Origin of the sequence: Streptomyces sp. 6-11-2 (assembly GCF_006540305.1) — a bacterium.
Taxonomy (GTDB): domain Bacteria; phylum Actinomycetota; class Actinomycetes; order Streptomycetales; family Streptomycetaceae; genus Streptomyces.
In genome coordinates, this window is sequence record NZ_BJOR01000001.1 from 7,811,030 (window position 1) to 7,825,797 (window position 14,768).

13 protein-coding genes and 8 pseudogenes are annotated in these 14,768 nt (G+C 67.5%); 8 read left to right on the top strand and 13 right to left on the bottom strand.

Translation table 11 applies throughout. The features are described 5' to 3' along the window. Positions 1-194: 194 nt before the first annotated feature. Positions 195-779: a hypothetical protein gene (locus TNCT6_RS35150; protein ID WP_141365601.1), complete on the top strand. Its 585-nt coding sequence runs from the start codon at positions 195-197 to the stop codon at positions 777-779. Between the two features lie 130 nt (positions 780-909). Here the strand turns inward: TNCT6_RS35150 and TNCT6_RS35155 are convergent, their stop codons facing one another. From TNCT6_RS35155 to TNCT6_RS35180, 5 genes and pseudogenes are all read right to left on the bottom strand, one after another. Beyond that, complete coding sequence (locus tag TNCT6_RS35155; protein WP_253266348.1) at positions 910-1,200, bottom strand: hypothetical protein; 291 nt, start codon at positions 1,198-1,200, stop codon at positions 910-912. 155 nt (positions 1,201-1,355) lie between these two features. Beyond that, positions 1,356-2,282 (bottom strand): NADP-dependent oxidoreductase, encoded by a 927-nt coding sequence (locus TNCT6_RS35165; protein WP_141365603.1) that lies wholly within the window; start codon positions 2,280-2,282, stop codon positions 1,356-1,358. Between the two features lie 40 nt (positions 2,283-2,322). Next, the gene (locus TNCT6_RS35170) at positions 2,323-3,270 is read right to left on the bottom strand and encodes an aldo/keto reductase (protein WP_141365605.1); all 948 of its coding nucleotides are present in this window, start codon (positions 3,268-3,270) and stop codon (positions 2,323-2,325) included. A gap of 93 nt (positions 3,271-3,363) precedes the next feature. Beyond that, a pseudogene (locus TNCT6_RS35175) lies at positions 3,364-3,597 on the bottom strand (IS256 family transposase); the annotation flags it as partial. 21 nt (positions 3,598-3,618) lie between these two features. Then, positions 3,619-4,038: pseudogene (locus TNCT6_RS35180) on the bottom strand (IS110 family transposase); the annotation flags it as partial. On the opposite strand from TNCT6_RS35180, the pseudogene TNCT6_RS41345 reads away from it, so the two are divergent. From TNCT6_RS41345 to TNCT6_RS35195, 3 genes and pseudogenes are all read left to right on the top strand, one after another. Continuing rightward, a pseudogene (locus TNCT6_RS41345) lies at positions 4,012-4,174 on the top strand (IS5/IS1182 family transposase); the annotation flags it as partial. The pseudogenes TNCT6_RS35180 and TNCT6_RS41345 overlap by 27 nt on opposite strands. 195 nt (positions 4,175-4,369) lie before the next feature. Next, positions 4,370-4,675, top strand: a complete 306-nt coding sequence (locus TNCT6_RS42225; protein WP_216372831.1) for a hypothetical protein — start codon at positions 4,370-4,372, stop codon at positions 4,673-4,675. Beyond that, positions 4,666-4,812 (top strand): annotated as a pseudogene (locus TNCT6_RS35195) (MFS transporter); the annotation flags it as partial. The gene TNCT6_RS42225 and the pseudogene TNCT6_RS35195, both read left to right, overlap by 10 nt. A 74-nt stretch (positions 4,813-4,886) precedes the next feature. Here TNCT6_RS35195 and tnpA read toward each other — a convergent pair. Further along, positions 4,887-5,119: pseudogene (gene tnpA, locus TNCT6_RS35200) on the bottom strand (IS200/IS605 family transposase); the annotation flags it as partial. A gap of 76 nt (positions 5,120-5,195) precedes the next feature. Between tnpA and TNCT6_RS35205 the strand changes: the two are divergent. Continuing rightward, positions 5,196-6,092: pseudogene (locus tag TNCT6_RS35205) on the top strand (RNA-guided endonuclease InsQ/TnpB family protein); the annotation flags it as partial. Here the strand turns inward: TNCT6_RS35205 and TNCT6_RS35210 are convergent. Beyond that, positions 6,054-6,333, bottom strand: a pseudogene (locus TNCT6_RS35210) (transposase family protein); the annotation flags it as partial. The pseudogenes TNCT6_RS35205 and TNCT6_RS35210 sit on opposite strands and share 39 nt — an antisense overlap. Positions 6,334-6,660: 327 nt before the next feature. Between TNCT6_RS35210 and TNCT6_RS35215 the strand changes: the two are divergent. Further along, complete coding sequence (locus TNCT6_RS35215; protein WP_141365607.1) at positions 6,661-7,239, top strand: fasciclin domain-containing protein; 579 nt, start codon at positions 6,661-6,663, stop codon at positions 7,237-7,239. 190 nt (positions 7,240-7,429) lie between these two features. Here TNCT6_RS35215 and TNCT6_RS35220 read toward each other — a convergent pair whose 3' ends face one another. From TNCT6_RS35220 to TNCT6_RS35230, 3 genes are all read right to left on the bottom strand, one after another. Next, positions 7,430-8,617 (bottom strand): ISAs1 family transposase, encoded by a 1,188-nt coding sequence (locus TNCT6_RS35220; RefSeq protein WP_253266349.1) that lies wholly within the window; start codon positions 8,615-8,617, stop codon positions 7,430-7,432. A 600-nt stretch (positions 8,618-9,217) separates the two neighbouring features. Beyond that, a complete protein-coding gene (locus TNCT6_RS35225; protein WP_141365609.1) occupies positions 9,218-10,363 on the bottom strand; it encodes a sensor histidine kinase in 1,146 nt (381 codons plus the stop codon). Further along, positions 10,360-11,028: a response regulator transcription factor gene (locus TNCT6_RS35230; RefSeq protein ID WP_141365611.1), complete on the bottom strand. Its 669-nt coding sequence runs from the start codon at positions 11,026-11,028 to the stop codon at positions 10,360-10,362. Before TNCT6_RS35230 ends, TNCT6_RS35225 begins: the two co-directional genes overlap by 4 nt. 195 nt (positions 11,029-11,223) lie before the next feature. On the opposite strand from TNCT6_RS35230, the gene TNCT6_RS35235 reads away from it, so the two are divergent. Next, complete coding sequence (locus tag TNCT6_RS35235; RefSeq protein ID WP_141365613.1) at positions 11,224-12,486, top strand: DUF418 domain-containing protein; 1,263 nt, start codon at positions 11,224-11,226, stop codon at positions 12,484-12,486. A gap of 73 nt (positions 12,487-12,559) precedes the next feature. Here TNCT6_RS35235 and TNCT6_RS41975 read toward each other — a convergent pair whose 3' ends face one another. The 3 genes and pseudogenes from TNCT6_RS41975 to TNCT6_RS35250 form a co-directional block, all read right to left on the bottom strand. Next, entirely contained in the window at positions 12,560-12,910 is a 351-nt protein-coding gene (locus TNCT6_RS41975; RefSeq protein ID WP_172633148.1) for a hypothetical protein, read from the bottom strand. Between the two features lie 49 nt (positions 12,911-12,959). Next, entirely contained in the window at positions 12,960-13,136 is a 177-nt protein-coding gene (locus TNCT6_RS41795; protein WP_301184415.1) for a MerR family DNA-binding transcriptional regulator, read from the bottom strand. Positions 13,137-13,254: 118 nt separating this feature from the next. After that, positions 13,255-13,497 (bottom strand): annotated as a pseudogene (locus tag TNCT6_RS35250) (ATP-binding protein); the annotation flags it as partial. Positions 13,498-13,660: 163 nt separating this feature from the next. Between TNCT6_RS35250 and TNCT6_RS35255 the strand changes: the two are divergent. After that, positions 13,661-14,626, top strand: coding sequence for an SNG1 family protein (locus TNCT6_RS35255; protein ID WP_253266351.1), 966 nt, complete (start codon positions 13,661-13,663; stop codon positions 14,624-14,626). Positions 14,627-14,768 lie beyond the last annotated feature (142 nt).

Sequence of the window (14,768 nt, forward strand, 5' to 3'; positions counted from 1 at the left end):
CGAGTGCGAGATGCGCGGGGAGGATCGGCGCGGCTCGGCCTTGGCTCCCGCTGAGGCGGTCAGGGCACCTTCCTCGCGGCGCAACCATGATCGGCCTTCAGGCATGATGATCACCAACGAGTGATCCATGAGAAGGGGCATCCGTGCACGTAGACAGGCGCTGGGCCAGATCCGCCGTCGCCGCGGCAGGAGCGGTGATTTTCTTCATCACCGCCTGCGATGGGCCGTCAGCCCTGGCAGACGGTGAGAGCTCGCCGAATCCCGACTTCGCGGCTTTCCAGGCCAAGCCCTGTCCAAAGCTCACCGATGGCGACAAGGCCAACGGCCACCTGATCACCACGGCCGCCGGCCCGCGCGAAGGCATCACCGTCCGCCCCGGCGGCGAACCGCAGACAGTCCTCGTCAAGCTCTGCAACACCACCGGCAAGGCACTCCGCGACATCGCGCTCTCCGCGCAGGTCGAGTCCAACTACGCGGGCGAGCAGCCGCCCAAGCTATCGGTGGAGCGGCGCGAGGCCCCCGACGGCGACTGGCATCCCGTCGAACTGGTCGTGGCCAACGACTATCAGCCGTTGACCGGCGCTTCCGGTGCGCAGGACCTGCCTGCCCAGGGCACCCGCACCGTGGAGTACCGGATCAGCGCCGCCGAGGACGCCCCCGCGGGCCGGGGACGGCTCGGTATCCATGCCGTCCGGGCCGACGCAGACCCGTTCGACATGGAGGACATGCGGGGCGGCGGCAGCGGAGGATTCCCGCTCACCACCGCCTCTCGCGAGTGATGGGTCCGACCACATCCGACGCACGGGGGCCAATCCTCACGAGCGGCTGCGGGAGCTGCACACGATTGGAGCCGCGCTTCAGCAGGTCAGCGAATTCCTTCGGTCCCTCCACCTCGACGGCCCGCCGCCCTCACGGGCGGCTGGGTGCTTCGGCCCCGCCGCCTCGCTGCCCCGCCGGACCTGCTCCAGCACCCGTGCATGGAGTACGGCCCTTCGGCGGCACCGGGAGCAGGCTTCCGGTGAGGGTGTACCACTCGTCGGCGTCCGTGTACTGGACGGCAATGCTGACGCGCCCGTCGGGGAGGAGACTGGTGGTGACGGTGAGCTCGCCGGTGATGACGCCGACCTCGGTCATCACGCTGCCGGGCCCGGCTTTCGCCTCGTCGATGAATCGCTCCTGCTGGGGGCCGTGGTCGCTCATGAGGAGCAGGTACCCAGCATCTCGGTGAGCGTGTTCTTCTCGGCTTTGGTCACCGACAGCTCGTACGTCGCCTTCACCCACACCCAGGCCCGGGCGTAGGTGCACCAGTAGGTCTTGGACGGCGGCTGCCACGAGTAACTGTCAAGACTTGTGGATCAGCCTGGGAGTATGACCAACTTGCCCCGGACGTGCCCGCCCTCGCTTTCGCGGTGTGCCTCATGGGCCTCGGCCAGCGAGTATGTTCCGGCCACCGGGACCGTCAACTCGCCGCTCGCCGCCAGGGCCGCGGCTCGTGCCAGCCGCTTGGGGAGCTCATCGGTGTCAGCGGACACGAATCGCACACCGAGTTCAGCCGCGTTGAAGGCGGCAATGGTCGCCACCCGCTCGGGGCCGCCCACCACGTCGATCAACGCCGGCAGTGAGCCCTTTCCCGCCATGTCGAGTGCCGCGTCCACGCCCTTGTGCGAGAGCACGCGGATCCGCTCGGCCAGCCCGTCGCCGTAGGTCACCGGTTCGGCTTTGAGTGAGCGCAGGTACTCATGGTTGTGCTCGCTCGAGGTGCCGATCACGGTGGCGCCGAGACGCCTGGCGAGTTGCACGGTCACTGTGCCGACGCCGCCTGCCGACCCGTCGACGACCAGAGTCTCCCCGGGCTTCAAGCCGATATCGGTCAGCGCCTGATAGGCCGTGTTGGCGGCCACGGGCAGCGCGGCGGCGACTTCCCAGGACACTGCCTCTGGCTTGCGCGCGAGCTGTCCTGCCGGTGCCAACGCCAGTTCGGCGTATCCACCGGAGCCGATGGAGCCGAATACCTCGTCGCCGACTGTCAGGCCGCACACGCCGTCGCCGGTCTCCTCCACAACGCCGGCCACGTCGCCACCGGGCACTGCCGGGAACTCCACAGGCATCATCGCCACCAAGGCACCGGTGCGCAGCTTCCAGTCGATCGGATTCACACCAGCGGCCCGGACCCTGACCAGCACCTCGCCCGGCCCAGGGTGCGGAGCCTGGAGTTCGACGACACCCAACACCTCTGGGCCGCCGTACTGCGTGTACTGAACCGCGTGATAGGTCTCGGTCATGCCTGTCCTTCCCATCCTTCGGATCCTGCGTGTCCGGCTGTCAGACGGTCTCGTCGAGTAGGCGACGGTGTTCGGCGGGCAGCTGCAAGCGAGCCCCGGCGAGTGCTTCGTCGAGCTGCTCCGATGTGCTGACCCCGACGATCGGGGTGGCGGTCGGCTTGCCGCCGATCAGCCAGGCCAAGACGACCTGGGTGCGGCTTACACCGAGGTCCCCGGCCACCTTGCTCAGGGCCGTGAGCCGTCGGGAGTTGCCGGGGTGGTCGTAGGCATCGGGAAGCGGCCGGTCCGGGCGGCTGTAGAACCCGTTCAACAGGGCGGTGTACACCCACAAGGACAGGTCCGGCTCGCTGTCGACGTAGTCGATGACCTCGTCGGTGACCCAGCCGAAACGGTGGGCCTGGCCGGGCACCGGCACGCCGGGGCGGGGCTGGAGATAGGAATGGCGCAGCTGGAGCGCGCTGTATCCGGTCCAGCCGTTGTCCCTGGCGATCTGTCGGGCCCGCTCCACTCGCCACACCGGGTGGTTGGAGCAGCCCAGCCGGCTCACCGTGCCCTCGGCAACGAGTTCGCCAAAAGCCTCAGCGGACTCAGCCAGAGGGACTGTGCGGTCCTCCATGTGGGCCCAGTACAGATCGATCCGGTCGGTGCCCAGCCGACGCAGGCTGCCCTCGACAGCGGCCTTGACCGCCGACGCCGACAGGCCCTCGCGGTTGGCCGGCCAGTCGCCAGGGCCGACGGGTTGGGCACCCGCCTTGGTGCTGAGAAACACCTGGTCGCGCCAGCGGGGACGGCGGGCCAGCCACCGCCCGATGACCTCCTCGCTCTGTCCGCCGTGGCTGTTCGGATCGGACCAGAAGGCGTAGCAGTTGGCCGTGTCGACGATCGTCCCGCCGGCGTCCGCGAACCGGTCGAGCAGATCTAACGACCTAGCGGCGTCCACTGTGGTGCCGAATCCCATCGTTCCCAGCGCGAAGTTCACATCGGGCATACCTCGGGTCCTTTCCTGGCGAATGGCACAGACGCGCAGCGCGCGCCGGTCATCCTCGCAATTGAAGTGCGCTCGAAGGCAAGCCGGGGTTGTTCATGCCGCGGCGGCCTCAGGGCGTTCGACGAGGTGACCGTTCTCGAAGCGGGCGCCGGCGCGGACGAGGGCGACGAGGTGGGGTGCGGTGATCGCACGCCAGCGGGCCTGAGCGGACTCGGCCAGTTTGAACACCATCGCCAGTGCGGCTGCCGGGCTGCCCGCGCCGCGGGTGACCTTGGTCCGGAGCTTGACCGTGGAGAAGGTTGACTCGATGGGATTCATGGTGCGCAGACACCTCACGATGCCAACGCGTCAAGCTACGGCAGCGAGTTCGGTGGGGAACGCCGTGTTCTCGTCGAACAGCTTGCGGTGCTGGAGGCAGTGATAGAGCCGGCCGATCATGCGGTTGAAGAGGTTCCTCTGGGCGGCCGCGTGCCACTCTCCGTGCTCGCGGCGTCGTCGGTAGTGGGCGTTGGCCCCAGCGGAGGCTCGCAGCGAGGCGAAGGCCCAGAGGTAGCCGGCGTGGTTAAGGCGGTCGTTCTTCACCCACCGCCGCGTGATGGATGACTTCTTGCCGGATGCCCTGATGATGGGCGAGGAGCCCGCGTACGCCTTCGGATCCCGGGCGTCAGCGAAGCGGGTGTGATCATCCCCGATCTCAGCCAGGATCCGGGCGGCGAGCTGGATGCCGAGCCCGGGGAAGCTCAGCACGATCTCCCGCACTGGGTGCTGGGGCTGTGGTTCGGCGTCGACCGCTCAACCATCCGCGCGATCGGAGAGATCCGGGGCCTGCTGGCCGGTCGGGGATGCACGGTCCCCGACCGGTCCGGTCTGCGCCTCCCTGTCGGACGTGTTCGCCTACGCCAAGGAACCGCAGTCGTCATCGCCAGGACGACTCCGCCGGCTGGCACGACCATGCCTACCTCGCCCCGCGCCACGACTCCAAGAACACCTCTCTCGGCTCCAACGGCAAGGCCACCGACGGCCCCGCCTGCCAGAAGGGCCCAAGGCGTTTGGCGGCTACGCCGACCGCTGCCCTCCCGGCACCCGGCAGCCGCTGCTCGTGCTCTCGCCGTACAGCAAGGTCAACAAGGTCGACCACACCCTGACCGATCAGGCGTTCATCACCTGGTTCCCCGAGGACAACTGGTATACCGGCCGCCTCGGCGACCATTCCTTCGATGCCACGGCCGGCTCGCTGAAGGGCATGTTCGACTTCCGGCACCCGAACAATAAGCAGGTGCTGCTGAACGCGGAGGGCTCGATCAAGCACGTCGGTCCGATCAAGTACGTTGCGCCGGTGACCATCAGCATCACGCCGATGGAGAACACCGCCACCACCACCGATGCCTCCGCGTCTTCGGCGTGACATCACCGGCGCTGGCCGGCGCGGCACTGGCGGTGCTGGGGCTGGGCGTCGCGGGGGTCGCGTACGCGGTGGACCGCTGGCGAGCCGTTCCGCGGACGGGGCGGGAGCGCCTGGTGGCCTCCCCTGTGCTGCAGTAGCCGGAGGCGCTGCACTGCTGACGGGCGCGGCGTGAACACCGGTGTGCATGCGCCCAGTTGCCTTGTACCCCCAGCCGTATCCGGTGAGCGGAGACGCCCTTGAGACTGTTGACCAGCTTCGAGACGGCGACCTTGGGCGGGTAGTTGATCAGGAGGTGGACGTGATCGCGTTCGCCGTTGAACTCCTTCAGTTCCGCTTCGAAGTCCTCGCACACCTTGCGCATGACCTCTTCGCAGCGTGTCAGCATCTCGTCGTTGAACACCCCGCGCCGACACTTCGTCACAAATACCCCAAGTGTACATGCATCGCCGAAACGGCGTGCCTGCCACGCCTGTAGTCGTTCGGCCAATCCGTGAGGCCAATCGTTGTAGCGTCTTGGGTTGTGCAGCTCCGCTACAACTACCGGACCTACCCGGACGCCTCCCAGCGGCGTGCGCTGGCGCATGCGTTCGGGTGCGCCCGCGTGGTGTGGAACGACTGCCTGCGTGACCGGAAGGAAGCACACGCGGCAGGACTGCCGTATGTGAAATCAGCGGACCTGTCCCGGCTTCGCATCACGCAGGCCAAGCGCACCGAGGACCGGGCCTGGTTCGCCGATGTGTCGGCGGTCGTCCTGCAGCAGTCTCTGCGGGACCTGGACACCGCCTACAAGCACTTCTTCGACTCGATCAAAGGAAAGCGGCGGGGCCGGGCAGTGGGGCCGCCCCGGTACAAGTCGAAGAAGGACACCCGGCAGTCGATCCGTGTCAATACCAATGCCTTCTGTCTCCAGGAGAACGGCACGGTGTACGTGGCCAAGGTCGGGCGCCTCAAGGTCAAGTGGTCCCGTCGGCTTCCGGCCGCGCCCACGTCCCTGACCGTCACCAAGGACAGCTCCGGCCGGTACTTCCTCAGCTTCGTCGTGGACACCGAGCCGGACATCCTGCCCAGCCTGGAAACCGACGCCGGCATCGACCTGGGCCTGTCCGCCTTCGCCGTCCTGTCCGACGGCAGCAAGATCGACAGCCCCCGTTTCCTGCGCCGGGCGGAGAAGAAGCTCAGGCGCCTTCAGCGGGACCTGTCCCGCAAGGCCAAGGGATCGAAGAACCGGGCCGAGGCCCGTATCAAGGTCGCTCGCCAGCACGCCAAGGTGGCGGACCGGCGCCGGGACTGGCACCACAAGACATCCACACAGATCATTCGCGACGACCAAGCGGTGTACGTGGAAGACCTCGCGGTGTCCGGCCTCGGGCATACCCAGCCTCACCGACGCGGTCCGCACAGCGTCGGTGAGGCTGGGGGCGAGGGTGGACAGCCTCGGTGACATAGCGGTAGGCCGTCGTGGTTCCGACGCCGAACCCGGCCGCGAGCTGGGCATACGTGTGTCCCACCCGCAGATGGGCGAGTGTCAGCAGGGCCTGGCGGCCGGCGCTCAGGCGTCGCCAGCGTGAGCCGATGTCGCGGCGGTGTCGCCGCAACTGCTGAGTGAGGAAGCGGAGGGCAGAGCTGGACACGTCGACGCCCGACGGGTAAACAAGCATGTGAAGCCTCTGGTGGAGACGGTTCTCTTGGTCGAGAACCCATCTACCAGGGGTTTCACCACGTTGTCAGCCCAACCGCCGTACTCCAGAAGCAGGTTGGAAAGGGCTCAATCAGTCCTGGATTTCACCGGGTGAGCGTTCCTCGCCCGTTGAGGACGTCGGCGAGCCCGTGCTTCAAGATGCGGTTGCCGACACTTGCTGGATACCCTCGGTGTGTGGGGTGGTGACGAGTCCCGTGTCCGGGCGTACCACTGCTCCGGCGGAAGCGACGACTTCCGCCATACAGACTCATGCAGCGTTCACGCCTCCACGGGAGGAAGGTTTGCTATGAGTTTCACTACTACACGTGCAGCAAAAGCTGCCGCGGCAACTGCGATCGCAATTCCCCTCACGCTTGGCGGCCTGACATCGCAAAGTCATGCGCAGGGTCCGTCCCCCAGCCCGTCGGGAACATTCGGTCCCGGCTGTTCGGCGCTCTCCGAGAAGGTTGACACGTCCAAGGACAAGGTCACGGAGGGGGCGGCCGCACATCCACAACTCAGCCAGCTGGTCTCAGCCGTGGTCAGGGCGAGGCTGAGCGGCTCCCTCGACGGGAAGCCCAACATCACCGTCTTCGCGCCCAACAACCAGGCTTTCCAGAAGCTGACCGTGTCGCAGCTCAGTTCCCTACTGGGCAATCAGGGCCAACTGAAGAAGGTACTGACCTACCACGTCGTGGACAAGCAAATCACCCCAAGTGAACTCTCCAAGGGTTCCTTCACGACGATGGAAGGCGGGAAGCTGACCACGTCGGGATCGGGCACCGACTTCAAGGTCAACGGCAAGGCGAACATCGTCTGCGGCAACATCAAGGTTGCGAACGCCACTGTGTATGTCATCGACTCCGTGCTCAGGCCACCGTCCTGACACATTGAAGCGCTCCCGCTCGATGGCCTTTTCCAGGCCGCGGCGGCACCCTCACCACACCGGACCGAACGCGGTCGACTCGGTTTCCGGGAGCATGCCCACGTCCGCGAGGGAGTCGCCGCCCAGCGCGACCTCGATTTCGTCTGGTCCCGAAACCAGGGTCCGTTGCGTGATCGTCTTCTGTCCGGGTTCATCCGATGAGACCGAGGGCGGTCAGAGGTCGGTGCCAGTCGCGGGCTGCATGGCGTAGGGCGGTGGCGATGTTGGTGCGGCCGTCTTGGCGGTGGACGCCGATGGCGAGGTTGCGCAGGCCGGCCATGACGCGTGGAAGGCTGCCGGTACGGATCTTGGAGTCGTCCTCGCGGAAGGTCCGGTCCCGGACGTGGTGCAGCAGGTTTTCGATCTTCCAGTGCCCTCTGATCCAGGCTGCGAGCCGGGCGCCGCTCGCGGTGCCGGGCGGCAGGCTGGTGATCAGGTAGACGCGCTCGATGGTGAGCTTGCCGCTGGTGAAGTCCTTCCTCCAGCGCACGACTTGAAGGGCCTGGCGGGCATCGGGGTAATCAAGGTGGGCGAAGGCGGCGGACTTCAGCTGTCTGATCTCCAGGCGGTGATGCGCCGTGGTGCGCTCGTAGTGGTCCAGGGCGATGTCCTGCCAGGGCAGGCGGCGGACGCGGTCGAACAGGGTGGGGTGGTTGGCCTTGACCTGGGCGATGTGGTGAGCGCCGCGGGTGCGGAGGTAGGTGCCGTGGGCGTGCTGGGTGTGCAGGGCGTCGGCGGTGATCACCGTGTCGGTCAGGTTGATGGTGTCCAGCAGGGGCCGGAAGGCGGGGATTTCATTGCTCTTGTCTGCGATCTGGCGCTGGGCCAGGACGCTGCCGGTGTGTTCCATCGCGGCGCGCACGGTGACGTGCGCGGTGGTGGCGGTGCGTGAGCCGCGCAGGGCCTTGCCGTCGACCGCGATCGCCCGTAGCCCGGGCCTGGCCGGGGTGGCGCGGGCGGTGAGGAAGGCGCCGATCGCCCGGTCCAGGGCGTCGCCGTCGAGCTGGACAAGAAGACGTCGCAGGGTGTGGGGGTGCGGGACGGACACGACGCCGGTCAGCGGGTCGACGGGGAAGCCGAGGGCTCGGCAGGCCCAGGCGGGGGCGTCGGATATCCACTCCGCGATCGCGGTGAGTGACCGGGCACCGGCCAGCACGCTCGCCGCGGTCGCGGCGATGAGCGCGGGCAGCGGATAGCGGCGTCCGCGAACGCCTCGCGGGTCGGGCACCAGGTCCAGGAAGCCGGACAGGCCGACCGCGTCCGACAGCGGAGCCGGCTCGGAGGCCCGGGTCAGTTGATCCAGCGCGGCAGGGATGAGGGAAGATGCAGGAGCAGGCACGGACTCGCCAGGTGTTCATGGGACTTCGACACTCACATGATCACCGGCACCGTGCCTGCACTGCGTTCGCTCTCCCCTGCCCGAACCGGGACGTCCAGCGCGACTCCAGACCAGTCCGGCGCACCGGACGGATCCCAATCATGCAACGGACCCTGCTGGAGTAGGGCGCGTACGACCTGAACGACACCGAAGGACTCCCGCTTCTGGCCAAGGAAGGCGGGCCGCACACAACTGAATTCGCGAAGCTCAAGAACTACGCAGCAAAGCCCGTCAAGGTTCCAGCCGGGAAAGAAAGTACCATCTTCTACCTGGCCAAAATGAAAATCACCGGACCACCGAAAGAGACAGCACGTAAGTGCCGCTTCGAATATGAGCAGGGTGGTCGGGCGTACATCCAGACGCTGGACTGCGAGCTCGAACTCAAAGTTGCCGAGTAGGGGCTTTCGCAGGACCCTCTGCAGCTCTGCTGCAGGCCAGTCGTCAAGCCAAACGAGCTGACAGACGATCTACTCCGCGGACGGTCGCCCACGACCAGCACGAGCACCCCGAGCCTCGACAGCCTTCCACTTATCCTGACACCTCGTGACGAATCGAGATGCGCTACGGCTCGCGCGGTGCGGCAGCGCCAGCCGGGGGCGGCCTGTGCTGCATCGGCAGCTCCACATGGAGCTTGTACCCACCGTCGACTGTGCACTCGGCGGCGATCGTGCCGCCGAGGAGTTCAGCGCGTTGGCGCAGGCCGGCGAGGCCGTGGTGGGCGCTGGGCAGGGGTAGTGCCGGCCGGGTGGGGGCGGTGTTGATGACGGTGGTGTGGAGGGCGCCGTCCCTGTGGTGGATGTACACCCTCGCCGTGGCGCCGGGGGCGTGTTTGCGGACGTTGGTCAAGGCTTCCTGGACGGAACGGTAGACAGCGCGTTGAATGCTGGGCGGAAGGTCTTCGGGCAGGTCCGTCTCCAGTTCCGCTTCGATTCCACTGCCGCCGACCAGTTGCTGCAGGTCGGCGATGGAAGGCTGGGGAGTGAGCTCTGTCGGGCGGCTGCCGGATGCGCGCAGCACGCTGACCATGTGCCGCAGTTCGTCCAGGGTCTGCACGCTGAGCCGTCGGATCGTGGCCGCGGCCTTTCTGGTCTCGGGATCCCGGCTGCCCACCTGGAGTGCTCCGGCCTGTACCGCGATGAGGCTGACCTGGTGGGAGACCACGTCGTGCATCTCCCGGGCGAGTTGTGCGCGTTCCTTCGCCAGGACGCTCTGGGCGGTCAGCAGCCGCTCGTGCTCGCGGGCCTCGGAGATTTCAGACAGTCGAAGGGACAGTTCGCGTCGGGCCTGCACGAGCTGTCCCAGGAAGACGGGGGCGACTGAGACGGCCAGGGTGTAGGTGAGGTGGACCAGACTGGAGGTCTCAGCAAGGTCGGCCGCCTCCAGGGACGACCACGGCCAGGGCAGGAAGTCCGTGATCGCGTAGGCCAGGGCGCAGCCGGCCAGCAGGATGCGGTGGCGGCTGAGAGAGGAGAGCGTGTACAGCGCGGCCAAGGTTGCGAATACCGCGTCGGAGACCATGGCGGTGGGGAGTGTGAACACGAAGGTCGTCAGTGGCAGGCGGCGACGCAGCGCGAGGGCAAGCGCGGCGAGCAGCGCGCAGGCCATGGCCGCGTGCTCCTCAATCTCGATGTGGGCCCAGGCATCAGCCAGCGACGCCCCGATGAGGGCGGCGTCCAGCAACCGAGCCGGCAGGCGTCGGACGTTCAAAGGGTGTCCCCATCCCGTGGTGGCGGCAGGAGGCCCGCGCGTTCGGCGATCAAGGCCGCCTCGACGCGGCTGCTGACCCGCAGTTTGCTGAGAACGGCGCTGACATGGCCTTTGACGGTGCCGGTGCTCAGGTGCATCCGTTCGCCGATGTCGGTGTTGGCGAGCCCCGCTGCTATCAGTATGAGGACGGCACGCTCGCGTTCAGAGAGCCGGGCAGCGAGTCGGACAGCGGAGGGTTCGCGCGCACCCTTGTCGAGGTAGCCGTCCACCACTGTGCGGGTGACCTTGGACGACAGTACGGTCCCACCCTCGGCCAGGGTTCGTACCAGGTAGGGGAGATGCTCGGGGTCGGTGTCCTTGAGTAGAAATCCGGCGGCGCCCGAGCGCAGGGCGGTCGCCACGTACTCGTCGGTGTCGAACGTGGTGAGCATGGCCACCACTGGAGGATGGGGGATACGACGAATGTTGGCCAGAATGGTGAGCCCGTCCACGTCCGGCATCCGGATGTCCAGCAGGACCACGTCAGGGTGCAGCTCGCCCACCGTCCGGACGGCCTGGCTGCCAGGTACCGCGGCGATGACCTCAATGTCCTCAACAGCGTTGAGAATATGCGTGAAGCCCAAGCGGATCAGGGCTTCGTCGTCGACCACCAGTACCCGGATCACGTGCGCTCCGCTCGTCGCATGCCCGCCTTTCGATCCTTACCACGCCGGAAGCCGTCTGTCGGCGACCGACGTGCGTTTCCCGCCAGACGGCGGCGCGGGTCCGGCCAGTCGGCCAGGTAACTCCGGCCAGTCGACGGGGCGCCTCTGGAAAGTTGCCGGGGTGGCTGGGACGACTGGTCGGTCGACCTTGAAGGCATGACGCAGAACGCATCGTTGACCCTGTCGGCACAGGTATCACGTGAGCTTGGGACGGATCGCTCGTCCACCCCGGTCAGCGCACCGTCGACGGGCCGGCTCATTGGTATCGACCTGGCCCGCGGGTTTGCCGTCTTCGGCATGTACTCCGCCCATGTCGGACCCGACGTGACGGTGGGCGGACCGATGGGGATCCTCCTGGAGTTGGCGCGGGGCCGCTCCTCCGCCCTCTTCGCCCTGCTCGCCGGCTTCTCGCTGGTCATCATCACCGGCCGCCCGCATCCGAGGACAGGGCGCCTCGGCCGGCAGGCGGTCGTCAGGATCGTGATCCGCGCCGTCATCCTCCTGGTGCTCGGCTACGCCTTGACCGCACTGGACACTCAGGTCGATGTGATCCTCAGCTTCTACGGGCTGCTCTTCCTGACCGCGCTCCCGCTGTACAGGTTGCGGGCAAGGACGCTCGCACTCGTCGCCGGCGCGGGCGCACTGATCTTGCCCCAAGTCCTGTACGCGGTAAGGAAAACGATCGAGGAGGGGAGTTGGGCGGATGCCATCACAGCCGGCGACCCGCTGGCCAGGATCAACAACACGGACGGCATCATCGAACTTTTGTTCACCGGAGAGTATCCGGTTCTCACCTGGATTCCGTTCCTGATCGCGGGCATGGCGGTGGCCCGGATCGATCTCTCTTGCTCCCGTATCCGCTCCCGGCTTGCCCTCACCGGCGGGGCACTCGCTCTCCTCGGCTACGGAGGCTCCTGGCTGGCCCTGCGCCTGGTCCCCCACGCTCTCTCCGCCGTCGCGGCCGCCACGGACGGCGGTTCGGCGTCGTCCGCGTGGTGGTCCGACAGCGTCGGCGAGCCACAGAACCGCACCCCGCTCGCGTGGTTGCTGGTGGCCGCACCGCACAGCCAGACGACCTTCTCCATCCTCGGCAACACGGGCATCGCCCTCGTGGTGGTGGCCACGTGTCTGACGGTCGCCGCCCGCATGCCGCGCCTCACGCGTCTGGCCACACCCATTGCGGCGGTCGGTATGACAGCGCTGACGGTCTACGTTCTCCACATCGTCGCTCTTTGGTTCTTCACCGACGTTTGGCACGTGGCCAGGGTCGAGGACGAGACCATGGCTGCCTTGCCCGTGCTGCTCGGCTTCATCGCGGGTGCCACGCTCCTGGCGACGGTCTGGACCCGGCTGTTCCGGCGCGGCCCCCTGGAGTACCTGCTCCACATCGCGACCCGGCCCGCCCTGCTCATCAAGTGAGAGACGGAGGCTCCCGCCCAGGCGGCGGCCCTGTGCGCCGTCATCGTCTGCCGGGGCTGCCGCCGTGGCACGGTCAAGGCTCCGCGGCGTCGACCATGATGCCCAACTCGCCGCGCTGAAGCGCGAGCTGGGATCCATCGCCCAGGTCCGGCCGGTGAGACTGTCTCGACGCGTGTGAGCAGGCCACCGTCATCGTCGTGCAACCATCCCCGGCCGAACGGGCGGCCGTCTGGCTCGGCGTCGCCTCCACATCCGTCAGCGGCGGGATCCACTTCGCCTCTGGCACGGCGAAGCTCAACGACACGTACTTCAACACGGCGACGTACAACCCCCCGTCGCGGAGAGGCTTGGTGGCCTGCCAGGAGATCGGGCGCACCTTCGGCCTCGACCACCAGGACCAGGACACGAACTTCGGCAACGCCAACCTGGGCACCTGCGGGGACTACACCAACAACCCCGACGGGGCGCCCACCTCAACCGGCACGACAACGACGAGCTGGCAACCATTTACGGGCACCTCGACTCGACGAGCACCGTCGACCAGTCCGCGGCCGTGCCGCTGCTGCGGGGGCGAGGAGGCCCATCGCTTCCCAGTGCCGCAGGACGTGCGTGGGGAGACCGAAGCGTTCCGCGACGGCCCCGATGCTCATCGCCGCGACTTCACCGCCGCTCGAACCCGCCGGCACCCTCACTGCCCGAGGGGACCGGGACGCGGTGGCCCTCGCCGTTGGCGCGCACGCACCTGCCGGCCCTGTGCTGCTACCTGGGGGACTTGCCTGTGCGGGAGTCACCGATCAGGCAGAGCGACTGCCCTTTCTTGATCCACTCGGAGCTGGCAAGCGTATGGATCGTGGCTGGGGCGATGTTGGGGTTGGCGTCGAAAAGTCGGAGGTCAGCAGGGGCCTTCTCCCGGGGAAGGTTCGCCGCCTTGGCCCGCAGCTTCGACCTGCGGCGGGCCAGGGCGTCGTACTCGGCCATCAGCGGTTCGGCGACGAAGCCGCGGTAGGTCATAAGACCGAGGTCAAGGCGACGCATCCGGTGCGGCAGCCGGACGCTGCTCTTCGCCCCCCATACGATCGCAGCTATGGGCGAACATCGGTCCGCAGCGGAGCCTCGTCGGCGGCCCCGTCAGGGTAGATGGTCGCGGCTGACGTCCTCGCGCTTCGTGCCGGCGGTGGTGATCTCGCTCATCGTCGCCGCACTGGCCGGTCTCTTCGTCGGTGCCTACGGCTGGGCGATGGCCAATCCCGTACCGCATCGTATCCCCGTCGCGGTGACGGGGAAGTCGGCCAGCGGCGATCGGTTCGTCGGTGCGCTGGAGTCCGCGCTCCGCACCTCACTGGTCCTGCACCCGTACTCCGACTACGGCAGTGCGCTCGCCGCGGTCGACGCGCAGAGGGAATTCGCGATCCTGCAGCGCCGTCCGGCCGGCGTGGAGGTCGACGTGGCGAGCGCGGCGGGTGCGTCGGTCGCCCGGGTCCTCGGCCAAAGCGCCCCGGACGTGGGTCGGGCGCTCGGTATCTCCGTCCAGGTCAGGGATATCAAGCCGCTTCCGGCCACTGACCCCCAGGGGCTCGCGCTCTTCTACATCGCCCTGGGCTCGACCATCCTGGGTTTCGTCGGTGCCATCCAGCTCGGGGTGCATGCCCAAACACTGCGCCCCGCCGAACGGATCGCCACTACCGTTTGCTATTCCGTGCTGGGTGGCCTGTGCATTTGTGCCATGTCCGACTGGGTGCTCGGCGTGGTGCGGCTGCCCTTCGCCCAGTCGTGGGGCATCTGCACGCTCACCATGTTCACCGCCGGCATGATCTTTACTGCGTTCCATACCTTCCTGGGCCGCTGGGCACTTCTGCCGACGTGGCTGCTGCTCGTCATCCTCGGCAACCCCTCCTCCGGAGGCGCAGTTGCCTGGCCGCTGCTCCCTCCGGTCCTGGGCTTTCTGGGACGGTTCCTGCCACCGGGCGCATCGGTGAGTGCTCAGCGCAACGCAATCTACTTCCCTCACAACCAGCACATCGAGCCTTATGTCGTGCTCGCTGTGTGGTGCCTGGTCGGCATGTCGGTCTTCCTCGTAGGGCGTGCACGCCACCCAAGCGCTCGGGCGAGCGCACCGGCCACCGAGGCCGGTGCGGGATGAGCGTGAGCGTCGTCCGTCGCACGGGAACGGGGTGGCCGACCCAGGCGCGGGCGCTGCGACCCATGGTTGAACCAACGTCGTCAGCCGCCCCGCCAATGGTCCTTTTGAAGCGTCGCTGTCCATCGGCCTCGAGCCGCGGCGG

Excerpts from the sequence above, each read along its gene's own strand:
- TNCT6_RS35155 (WP_253266348.1), bottom strand. The coding sequence starts at position 1,200 with ATGAGCGACCACGGCCCCCAGCAGGAGCGATTCATCGACGAGGCGAAA.
- TNCT6_RS35165 (WP_141365603.1), bottom strand. The coding sequence starts at position 2,282 with ATGACCGAGACCTATCACGCGGTTCAGTACACGCAGTACGGCGGCCCA.
- TNCT6_RS35170 (WP_141365605.1), bottom strand. The coding sequence starts at position 3,270 with ATGCCCGATGTGAACTTCGCGCTGGGAACGATGGGATTCGGCACCACA.
- TNCT6_RS35215 (WP_141365607.1), top strand. The coding sequence starts at position 6,661 with ATGAGTTTCACTACTACACGTGCAGCAAAAGCTGCCGCGGCAACTGCG.
- TNCT6_RS35235 (WP_141365613.1), top strand. The coding sequence starts at position 11,224 with ATGACGCAGAACGCATCGTTGACCCTGTCGGCACAGGTATCACGTGAG.
- TNCT6_RS41795 (WP_301184415.1), bottom strand. The coding sequence starts at position 13,136 with ATGAGCATCGGGGCCGTCGCGGAACGCTTCGGTCTCCCCACGCACGTC.